This is a genomic window from Staphylococcus sp. HMSC62A08, from assembly GCF_001839105.1.
Taxonomy (GTDB): Bacteria; Bacillota; Bacilli; order Staphylococcales; family Staphylococcaceae; genus Staphylococcus; species Staphylococcus caprae.
Map to the genome: position 1 here is coordinate 12,368 of NZ_KV840026.1, position 11,353 is coordinate 23,720.

The 11,353-nt window shown below is 36.7% G+C and carries 10 protein-coding genes, 1 riboswitch and 1 other annotated feature; all 10 genes read right to left on the minus strand.

What is annotated here, in order from left to right; translation table 11 throughout:
* Nucleotides 1–283 precede the first annotated feature (283 nt).
* Nucleotides 284–1,567, minus strand: a complete 1,284-nt coding sequence (locus tag HMPREF3264_RS00095; RefSeq protein WP_044466531.1) for an adenylosuccinate synthase — start codon at nt 1,565–1,567, stop codon at nt 284–286.
* Between the two features lie 276 nt (nt 1,568–1,843).
* Nucleotides 1,844–3,244, minus strand: a complete 1,401-nt coding sequence (gene dnaB / locus HMPREF3264_RS00100; RefSeq protein WP_070871527.1) for a replicative DNA helicase — start codon at nt 3,242–3,244, stop codon at nt 1,844–1,846.
* Between the two features lie 211 nt (nt 3,245–3,455).
* Complete coding sequence (gene rplI / locus HMPREF3264_RS00105; RefSeq protein ID WP_002445026.1) at nt 3,456–3,902, minus strand: 50S ribosomal protein L9; 447 nt, start codon at nt 3,900–3,902, stop codon at nt 3,456–3,458.
* A complete protein-coding gene (locus tag HMPREF3264_RS00110; RefSeq protein ID WP_037541779.1) occupies nt 3,899–5,866 on the minus strand; it encodes a DHH family phosphoesterase in 1,968 nt (655 codons plus the stop codon). Before HMPREF3264_RS00110 ends, rplI begins: the two co-directional genes overlap by 4 nt.
* A gap of 28 nt (nt 5,867–5,894) precedes the next feature.
* Nucleotides 5,895–6,821 (minus strand): YybS family protein, encoded by a 927-nt coding sequence (locus HMPREF3264_RS00115; RefSeq protein ID WP_103212233.1) that lies wholly within the window; start codon nt 6,819–6,821, stop codon nt 5,895–5,897.
* A 145-nt stretch (nt 6,822–6,966) separates the two neighbouring features.
* Nucleotides 6,967–7,935, minus strand: coding sequence for a homoserine O-acetyltransferase MetX (locus HMPREF3264_RS00120; RefSeq protein WP_070871529.1), 969 nt, complete (start codon nt 7,933–7,935; stop codon nt 6,967–6,969).
* Nucleotides 7,936–8,001: 66 nt separating this feature from the next.
* Nucleotides 8,002–8,102: riboswitch (SAM riboswitch) on the minus strand.
* A 125-nt stretch (nt 8,103–8,227) separates the two neighbouring features.
* Nucleotides 8,228–8,557 (minus strand): AzlD domain-containing protein, encoded by a 330-nt coding sequence (locus HMPREF3264_RS00125; RefSeq protein WP_044466535.1) that lies wholly within the window; start codon nt 8,555–8,557, stop codon nt 8,228–8,230.
* A complete protein-coding gene (locus HMPREF3264_RS00130) occupies nt 8,554–9,246 on the minus strand; it encodes an AzlC family ABC transporter permease (RefSeq protein WP_070871530.1) in 693 nt (230 codons plus the stop codon). The genes HMPREF3264_RS00125 and HMPREF3264_RS00130 overlap by 4 nt, the downstream gene beginning before the upstream one ends.
* A 316-nt stretch (nt 9,247–9,562) precedes the next feature.
* Nucleotides 9,563–10,849: a serine--tRNA ligase gene (serS, locus tag HMPREF3264_RS00135; RefSeq protein WP_037541780.1), complete on the minus strand. Its 1,287-nt coding sequence runs from the start codon at nt 10,847–10,849 to the stop codon at nt 9,563–9,565.
* 87 nt (nt 10,850–10,936) lie between these two features.
* Nucleotides 10,937–11,153 (minus strand) — a binding site (T-box leader).
* Nucleotides 11,154–11,227: 74 nt separating this feature from the next.
* The coding region (locus HMPREF3264_RS13075; RefSeq protein WP_371106813.1) for a hypothetical protein at nt 11,228–11,353 on the minus strand (126 nt) is incomplete at its 5' end.

An 11,353-nucleotide genomic window follows, 5' to 3' on the forward strand; every position in this document is an offset into this window, starting at 1 on the left:
TGACCAAGGAGCCGTTCTTAAGCACAAGATAGATTATAGCATAGCTATTCTTTTGATGACAAGCTATTTTTTACATAAATTTAACAATATTTTTTGTGGGTTAATAAAGGAGAAATATTGCTATAAAAGTGTTGAGCGTATGGTGTGAATTGTAAAGATATTTGAAGCTGAACTATTTTCTTCTATATATAATGTAAAAGACCGACTCGTTTTAATAAGACGAATCGGTCTTTTGAGGAGCAGGGACATCATTTGATATCTCAGTTTTCTTTTAAATCTTGGTTTACCATAACTGTTCTAATAAGTTTGTTTGTTCACGGTCTGGGCCTACAGAGAAGATTGAAATGTGTACGCCACATAATTCTGAAATGCGTTCTAGGTATTTGCGTGCATTTTCAGGGAGTTCTTCTAAACTGCGGCATCCTGTAATGTCTTCTGTCCAACCTGGAAGTTCTTCAAAGATTGGTTTACAACGTCTTAATTGATCTAAGTTAGCAGGATATTCAGTGATTTCTTCCCCATCTAACTCATAAGCTGTACAAATCTTAACTGTATCTAAGCCAGTTAAAACGTCGATTGAGTTGATAGAAAGGTCTGTAATACCACTTACACGGCGTGAGTGACGTAATACAACTGAGTCGAACCAACCTACACGACGTGGACGTCCTGTTGTTGTACCATATTCACGGCCAACTTCTCTAATGTGATGTCCATCTTCGTCGAATAATTCAGTAGGGAATGGACCATCACCTACACGTGAAGTATATGATTTACATACGCCGATGACTTTAGAGACTGATGTAGGGCCTACACCTGTGCCTACTGTCACGTTACCTGCAACTGGGTTACTAGATGTAACGAATGGATATGTGCCGTGGTCGATGTCTAACATCACACCTTGTGCGCCTTCGAATAATACCTTTTCATCAGCAACGTTTGCATCGTCTAAGATTTTAGCTGTATCTGTGACATATTCTTTTAAGCGTTGACCTGCTGCATAGTACTCATCAAAGATTTCATCAAACGTAGGGCATGTTTCATTGAACATTCCTTTGAAATACGCATTTTTATATTCAATATTTTCTTTAAGACGGCGTTCGAATGTATCTTTCTCCAATAAGTCTGCTACTCGAATACCAATACGTTGTGCTTTATCTACGTAAGCTGGGCCGATACCTTTTTTCGTTGTACCGATTTTATTATCTCCACGACGACGTTCTTCATATTCGTCTTGAGCTAGGTGATAAGGTAAGATGACTTGTGCACGGTTTGAAATACGTAAGTTGTCTGTTGAAATGCCACGTTCGTTTAAACCGTCTAATTCTTTTAATAATGCGACTGGATCTACTACTACACCATTACCAATAACTGCTAATTTATCTTTATAAAAAATACCTGATGGTACTAAATGTAATTTGTACGTTTCTCCACCAAATTGAATTGTGTGTCCCGCATTATTACCACCTGAAAATCTTGCAATCACATCTGCTTGTTCTGCTAAGAAATCTGTAATTTTACCTTTACCTTCGTCTCCCCATTGTGTCCCAACTACTACGATTGATGACATAAGAGCACCTCCAAGTTTTTCTCATTTAACCATTAGATATTCTACCAATATGATTATGAATTTGCAAATAAAAATCGAACATTAAATCGCTATAGGTTGTTTGCAATTTGTTAATTTTGTTTTTACTTTTATGCGGGGTTGAGTATTGTTATATCAGTGCTTTTAGGTTTATTTTCCGGAAAATGATATACATACTTCAAATGATTTCAAAGGAGTAAATCAAAATAAAAACCGTACAATAAAACTTGTAGTTAGTTTATCGTACGGAAAAATATTTTATGACATTTCTGCATGAGCATAATCAATGTCAGTAAATTTATTATATTGTTTCATGAAATGAAGCTTAACGGTACCTGTCGGGCCGTTACGTTGTTTAGCAATGATGATTTCAATTTCGCCGTTATCATCATTTGTTTGAGGTTCGAAACCTGCATCATCGTCGTCCTCATCACCTTCACCGCGATTATAGTAATCATCACGGTATAAGAAAGCGACGATATCAGCATCTTGCTCGATTGACCCAGATTCACGAATGTCGCTCATCATCGGACGTTTGTCTTGACGTTGTTCCACACCACGTGAAAGCTGACTCAATGCAATCACTGGGCATTCAAGTTCACGCGCAATTGCTTTAAGTGTACGTGAAATTTCAGAGACTTCTTGTTGACGGTTGTCTGAGAAACGAGACCCGCTACCTTGAATTAATTGTAAGTAGTCAATCACAATCATATCGAGGCCGTGTTCTTGTTTAAGACGACGACATTTAGAACGTAAATCAGTGATACGAATACCTGGTGTATCGTCTATGAAAATCTTCGTGCGTGATAATTTACCTACCGCAATCGTAAAACGATTCCAGTCTTCTTCAGTCATTGTACCTGTTCTTAAACGGTTAGAATCAACGTTGCCTGAACTACAAATCATACGTGTTGCGAGTTGGTCGGCACCCATCTCTAGAGAGAAGATACCAACTGTAAACATATCTTCGTGTGTCGCTACTTTCTGTGCGATATTAAGTGCGAAGGCAGTCTTACCTACTGAAGGACGCGCCGCTAATATAATTAAATCGTTACGGTTAAAGCCTGCTGTCATTTGGTCAAGATCTCGATAACCTGTTGGAATACCAGGTGTTTGACCACTATTTTGGTCGAGTTCTTCGGCTGTTTCATAGACTTGACCTAAGACATCTCTAATATCTTTAAATCCATCACTTTCTCTTGTAGAAGAAAGTTCAAGGATACGTCGTTCGGCGTCACTTAGAATAGTATCTAGTTCTAATTCATCATTATAGCTATCATTCGCGATACTATCGGCAGTTTGAATTAACTTACGTTTCAATGCATGCTTAAAGACAATATCTGTGTAGTATTGAACATTGCGCGTTGTCGGTACGTTTGTCGATAGTTCTGCGAGGTATTGTGGACCGCCCGCTTCACTTAAACTTCCTTCGCTTGAGAGTTGATCCATGAGTGTGACAACGTCGATTTCTTTGTTGTCCTCATTCAGATGCATCATTGCGCGGAAGATATGTTGATGGGCGCCTCTATAAAACGACTCAGGAAGAAGGACTTCCTGAGTTGTGTTAATCAATTCTGGATCTATAATAATGGCACCTAAGACAGATTGTTCAGCTTCATTGCTATGTGGCATTTGATTTTGCTCATACATTCCATCCATTGTTTGCTTACACCTCTTATTTCAATCCATCTTTATTATTTCGAAATTACTAGTGAATTAAAATCAACGAACAATGTTGCGCGACTCCCGAGGGAAAAGCGCTAAGCGAAGACTATAGGCTGATCTTGTGCCCTGGGAAAGCGTCGCAACAAAGTGAGTGAATGATAGATATCCGTTAATTCTATAAGCATCACTAAAGTAACGTTTTAAATTACTGTTCTACTGTGTGTACTCGAATTGTACCTTCAACTTCTTTGTCTAGTTTAACTGGTACGTTTGTGTAACCTAATGCGTGAATACCTTGTGGTAAATCCATTTTACGTTTATCAATTTTAATATCATGTTGCTTATTAAGTGCTTCGGCAATTTGTTTTGTACTAACTGAACCAAACAATTTACCGCCTTCACCTGTTTTAGCTGATACTTCCACTTCGATATTTTCTAATTTTTCTTTCAATGCTTTAGCTTCATCAATTTCTTGTTGTCTATCCGCTTCAGCACGTTTATTTTGTTGTTCTAATTGTTTTAAGTTACCAGGAGTTGCTTCTACAGCATAGTTGTTTTTAAGTAAGAAGTTATTTGCGTAACCTACAGGTACGTCTTTCACTTCGCCTTTTTTACCTTTACCTTTAACATCTTGTGTGAAAATTACTTTCATGCGTCTTCACTCCTACTCATTTGTTCTGTAATTGCTTGTTGTAATTGTTCTATTGCTTCATCTATAGTAACACCTTTAATTTGTGTAGCTGCATTTGTAAGGTGTCCACCGCCACCCAATGCTTCCATAGTAAGTTGAACATTGATGGAACCTAGTGAACGTGCAGAGATACCAATAAGATTATCTTCACGTTTTGCTACAACATAAGATGCTTCGATACCTTCTAAACTTAACAACTCGTCGGCTGCTTGTGCAACCGTCACAGGATGATAGATTTTCTCATCAGAGCCATGTGCAATTGCTATGCCATGATCTTGCAGTTTCACTGTTCGAATGAGCTCAGAACGATTAATATACGTATCTACATCATCTTTTAAGAAGTGTTGAGTCAAGATTGTATCTGCGCCATGTGCACGTAAGTAACTTGCCGCATCAAATGTTCTTGAACCTGTTCTTAATGTGAAGTTTCTTGTATCTACGATAATACCTGCATACATGACTGTTGATTCTAGACGTGTCAATCTTTGTTCAGTCGGTTGATATTCTAATAATTCAGTAACAAGTTCTGCAGTCGAACTTGCATATGGTTCCATATATACCAATAATGGGTTTGAAATAAAGCTTTCGCCACGTCTATGGTGGTCAATAACGACTTTACGGTTTGCTTTATTTAAAACATTTTCATCTAAGACCATCTCAGGCTTGTGCGTATCCACGACAACGACTGTCGTCTTAGATGTCATCATATCCCAAGCTTCGTCTGATGTGACAAAACGCTCTTTCAATTCAGGTTTCTTATCAATTTCATCCATTACACGACGTAACGTTGGGTCGATATCAGACTCATTTAGAACGACATAAGCTTCTAAGTTATTCATTAATGCAAAGCGTGACACACCAATAGCTGCCCCAATTGCATCTAAGTCAGGACGTTTATGTCCCATAATAATTACTTTGTCGCCTTCAGTGAGGATATCTTTCAATGCGTGAGAAATCACTCGAGCTCGTACGCGTGTACGTTTCTCCATCGGGTCAGTCTTACCGCCGTAGAAACGAACGTTACCATTCATATTCTTAATGGCAACTTGGTCACCACCACGCCCAAGTGCTAAGTCTAGACCAGATTGTGATAAATCACCGAGGTCGATAAGGTTCTCTGTCCCTTCACCGACACCGATACTTAGTGTAAGTTGTGCACGGTAACCGACACTCTTCTCTCTTAACTGGCTTAAAATTTCAAAGTTTGAATCTTCAAGTTCTGCTAGAATCTTCTGATTGAGATATGCAACAAACTGATCTGAATTATAACGTTTGAAATAAATGTTAAACTCTTGTGCCCAACGGCTAATTACACGTGTAACCATTGAGTTGATTTCTGAACGTTGTGTATCGTTCATATTCTGTGTAATTTCATCGTAGTTATCTAAGAATAACGTTGCGATGATTGGCTTTGAATCCTCATACAATTCGCTTGTATGTACACTTTCTGTGATATCGAAGAAGTATAAACAATGTTCATTATCTGAATAACGCACGTGATAATGATAGCTGTTATGTTCTATTTCTACTTCTTGAACCTTTTCTAATTGTTTTAATATGTTAGGAAAGACTTCGTTTACATTTTCAGAAATCACATTCGTTTCAACGTGCTCTGTCATGAATTGGTTCATCCACTCAATGTGATTATTCTCATCTAACACTATCATCCCTATAGGCAAATGCTTGATTGCTTTATTGCTACTTGCCGAGATATGACCACTTAAATCATCCACATAATTATCCATTTTAAGAAAAGCTTGTCTCAATAACACGCCACTAATGATAATCATCACGACGAGGATTGCTGCAGCAATGCCTGCGACGATTTGGTTGAAAATAAACCATACGATGACTAATGCAATGGCTGTAAGTACCATTAATATGAATGGTATGAGCAGCGCTTTTTTAGTGGATTGACGGTTCATTTTTCCACCTCTAATCACTATTTAATAATCATTTTTTTATTATTCGTTTCAAATTAATACATAAATCAATAACGCCAAGTAATCCTACGATATGTGTGAGTGGTGTAATTAATGTCCCTATCACCATCAAGAATATCGTTAAGGCATTCGGCCATTTCTTAGCTTTACCAAAGAAATGAATGACGCTTAAACCTTGGATATACATCACTAATGATAACACAATTTCAAAGTTTAAAACGATGCTTTGGAATGTGCCTGGTTGGTTCGCAAACATAACACATATGAGAACTATAAGATAAATCCATAATAATGTACGGCTCATTTGCCAAGCAAATAATGGTTTAAAAATAGGTGTTGCGACCTTGAATTTTCGTAAAATTGGAAATGTAATAATCAGATTAATTAAGATTAAAAGGAAAATGACTATAATGAGATAGCTAGGGAGTTGAACCGTTGATTGTCGGAAAACTTCCTCAAACATCTGTCTATAGTTAGAATCTACTCCACTTGTTAAGACGGCATCATGAATTGCATCTTTAAATGGCTTAATTAATACGGCTGCTTTTGGGATTTTCTCAAATGATTGTAATAACATGAATCCAATCAATGTGATTAAACTGATTGAAGCCGTTGAAATATATAGAATTCTTTCTTTTGAAGTTCTTTCCTTAAGTAATTGACCGATGATAAAACTTAAAATTAAGATCAGTACCATCATACTTAAGACAAATGTATTACCTAATAACGTTGTAAGAATAACTGTTACTAATGCGCTAATTCCAAATGATTGTACAGATCGATTCCATAGCACGATGCCTGGAATCGTTGCAAATAAACATAAAATTAAGCCGAGAATAGGTAATACATGTGTTACTAAAGCGACTATAAGTAATGAAATTGTTGCAATAATAGTTGCTTTAGGTTGTATTTTTGAAAACACACACGCCACTCCCATACTTTTTGACTATAACCTCTATTTTAACCTCTTTGCCAAAAATTAACAATAAAGCGCTACTTTTAATGCGTATGCATTAATTAGTAGCACTTATGCAATCGCAATGGGCGATTGTAATCCTTTATTGTAATGAGACGGTCGTTGTTTATTTCCTTTTAAATTGTTTTAAGTTTAGGAAGTGATATAAATTGGGTGCCCAATCGTTAAAGTTGAGGAGGAAGCCGTCATGGCCAACGTTATCGGGTACAAAGAAATGACGATGGTATTTAAACCTCTCCCCTACTGCTCTGACTTGGTCATCAGGATAAAGTAAATCATCTATAAATCCCATGGTTAAGACTTTAGTTTCTAATGATTGAAACACCTCGTCTACGTCATCTCGTCCTCTATCAATATTATGACTATCTAAGACGTCCAGCAGTGTTAAATAGCATTTTAAGTCGAAACGATTTTTGAATTTATCGCCTTGATGTTGCTGGTAACTCACGACTTCTTCAGGTGTAAATCGTTGATCATAACTTTTCGAAGAACGATATGTTAAGAAACCGAGTTGACGCGCAATACTTAAACCTTCCTTTCCACCAAGGTGAATGGCTTGGCGTGCAATTTCATTAAATGCGCGACTATAAGATGACGTCTTATCCGTTGAAGCTAAAATAATGGCTTTATCGACATGAAATTGATTGTTATATAGTAATTCCATCGCTTGCATACCACCAAGACTACCACCTATAAGAATATTAATCTTCTTGAAACCGAGCGCCTGAATACCTTTCTCAATCGCTTTAACAATATCTCTTAACGTGAGGTGCTCTGGAAAGTTAGGGTCATTGAGCTTGGAACTGGAGCCGAAGGGACTACCGATAACGTTGAATGTTAGAAATTGGTAATCGTGAAGCGGGATATAACCACCATCAATAATTTCGCGCCACCATCCATGCTGATCATCGGTGCCGTAGGTTAAGTGGTTACCTGTTAATGCATGACATACGACTGCAAGTGGTTGACCTGGGTATCCCACATGTTCGTAACGTAGTTTCAAATTGTCTATTGTCTCGCCAGATTCAGTTGTAAATGTGCCTAATTCTAACGTATCTACTTTATAATTCGTCATCCTTATCGCTACCTCCTCTTACTAAAAAAGCTTCTTACTCAAATGAACAAGTAAGAAGCGATTCAGTACTTATCATTCGAGATACTCGTTGGTTGTAGCACCGTGCTATTGCTAGTCGGTTGCTGAAGCATCGTTGGGCCAATTCCCTCAGCTTCTCGAAATAAGATTTTATCAATTTAGTTGTGTGATATTACTGTTGTTAGTTTCAATTTTAATTTTCTAAATTTTCTAATTAATTCGATTTTATCTAACTTCTTTTATGACTTCAATGTTTTGCTGTCATTTTCAGAAATTAAAAGAAAAAGCGTAAACAAGCAATAATAATGATACCGCCAACAATTGTGACAGTCAGACTGCGAGTGAAGATAGCGAGAAAGACAGTGGGGATGATAGCGACAATATATGGAAGATTTAGCGTATATCCAAATGCGTTGTCGTGTTGTTGAATGACCCCGTCGATGACAAGTGCAGTAAATAGTGTGATTGGAATGAACGAGAGCCACTTAACGATAATTTCTGGTAAATGCACTCTCGAAATTAAGATAAATGGAATAATTCGCATCAGTAGCGTTACAATTCCGCATAAAATAATAAGTGTGAATGTATGTAAGTCTGTGTTCATCTTTCTATCACCACCCCTAAAGCTGCCGTCACAGTTGCCGCAATTAATATCGCTACATATGATGGCATCATTAAGCTCAATGTAAGCATCAACACAACCACACAGATAATTAATAAAATGTAAATTCTAAGGCGTGATTTCTTAATTGACTCAAATTGAGAGATGCCTAAAAAGATGAACATTGCAGTAATGGCGAAGTCTAAACCGAATGCATTGGGATTAGAGATGTATTTACCAAATAATGCGCCTGCCACACATGAAATGGTCCAAAATAAATAAGCTGTAATATTGAGACCATGAAGCCATCGATCATTAATCTTTTCGCCTTTAATATAAGGAGTAATAGCAACGCCGAAGGTCTCATCGGTGAGTAATGTGCCGAGTCCTACCCTATTCCAAAAGCCGTAATGCTTATAGTTAGGTGCTAAGGTCATACTTAATAGGAACATTCTTGAGTTAACAATAAGTGTTGTAAGGACAATTGCAGATATAGGCGTGCCAGCAATTAATAAAGCACAAACGATAAACTGTGCTGCACCTGCATAAATAATGAGGCATAATAAAATAATTTCTAAAATACTAAATTTTTGAGAGGCTGCGACAATACCAAATGACAAACCTACGCCAGCGTATCCAAATAATGTAGGAATACATTCTCTTACCCCTTGCTTAAATGTAAGATGCGCCATTTATTCAGCCTCCATTCTTCCCGGTAAAATAGTAAAGTAAGTCTAATATATTTATTCTTTATATTCAATATCTTAAGACACCGGTTTGTGTGAGGTTAGACAACCCTAATACTCATAAGTATTGTTATGAATGTGTTTGTAAAATTTCAGAATTTTGTTTCTTCTTTTAGACTTACCTCTAGAATTTAAGTTTATTTAAGGGCTTCCCCTCCCCTATTTTTGTTTTAAAAGTATTAAAAAAAAGACAATGACTTATTCAGTCATTGCCTATAAGACTTAAATTGATTTTGTCTTTTAATTGAACTCTTTGTGTTTATTATTTTGTTGGTTTATCAATTTTAGTTTTTCCACCCATGAATGGTACTAATGCTTCTGGAATTGTGATTGTACCGTCTTCATTTTGATAGTTTTCAACGATAGCTGCGAATGTACGTCCTACTGCTAAACCACTACCATTTAAAGTGTGTGCTAATTCAGGTTTAGCTGAATTGTCACGTTTGAAGCGAATGTTTGCACGACGTGCTTGGAAATCAGTACAGTTTGAGCAAGAACTAATTTCTTTATAGTCATTATAACTTGGTAACCATACTTCTAAGTCATATGTTTTACTAGCACTGAAACCAATATCACCAGTACATAAGATTACGCGACGGTATGGTAAGCCTAATTCTTCTAAAATTGCTTCAGCGTTTTGTGTCATATCTTCTAAGGCATCCCAAGAATCTTCAGGTTTTTCGAAACGTACCATTTCAACTTTATCGAATTGGTGTAGACGAATTAAACCTCTTGTGTCACGTCCAGCTGATCCTGCTTCACTACGGAAACATGCTGTTTGTCCTGTGAATTTTTCAGGTAACACACCTGGTTGAATGATTTCGTCTCTGTAGAAGTTTGTTAATGGTACTTCAGCAGTTGGGATTGTATATAATCCTTCTTTTTCAACTTTAAATAAGTCTTCTTCGAATTTAGGTAACTGACCTGTACCAAACATTGTATCTGCATTTACAAGTTGTGGTGTCATCATTTCAGTGTAACCGTGTTGTGTCGTATGTTTAGTAAGCATGTAGTTCATTAATGCACGTTCTAAGTGTGCACCTTCATTTGTTAGATATACGAAACGGGCACCTGATACTTTAGCAGCGCGATCGAAGTCAGCCATTTTAAGATCTTCTACTAAATCCCAGTGCGCTTTTGGTTCAAAATTGAATTCACGAGGTGTACCCCATTTTTTCAATTCAACGTTTTCTTCATCTGATTCACCTTGAGGTACGTCATCATTGATTAAGTTTGGAATGCGAATTAAAATATCTCTTACTTTATTATCTACTTCGTTTAATTTCGCATCATTTTCTTTAATTTCGTCTCCTAAGTTACGCATTTCTGCGATTACGTCGTCAGCATTTTCTTTGTTACGTTTTTTCTGTGCAATTTCTTCGCTGACTTTATTACGTTTTGCTTTCATTTCTTCTGTTTTACCGATTAATTGACGACGTTGTTCGTCTAATTCTAAAACTTCGTCGACTACTTTAGGATCGTCTCCTCTTAATTCAATTTTGCTCTTAACTTTGTCTGGTTCATTTCTAAATAAACGAATATCTAACATGTAACCTTCATCCTTTCCCAAGTGTTTAAAATATTATATTTTTGGATGACTTCGTGCTGTAAACAATAAAAAAAGACCACATCCCCGACAAGGGACGTGGTCTACGCGTTGCCACCCTATTTAACAATTTAAAATAAATCGTCATATCGATTACCTTAAATTGCACTTAACTAAAATAACGGTTATTACCGATTGCTCTCATATAGTAGGTAGATTCACATGAATAGCGATTACTTGTTCTCACTTACCACAAGCTCTCTGAAATCGCGTGATTAATGCTACTTGGCCTACGAACAATGTTTTATTAAGTTATTTTTAATATAGCAAAGTCTTTTGAACTTTTCAAGTAATTGTAAAATTATGATAATTAATTTGAAATTATGCGTTATTGTACGCATCATCTCTAAGATATTGTGCAACTGCTTCGATATCTTTATGAAATTGGCGATCTTGTGTGATAGACGGCACAATTTTACGATATTCTTCATATTTCTCACGTGTTTT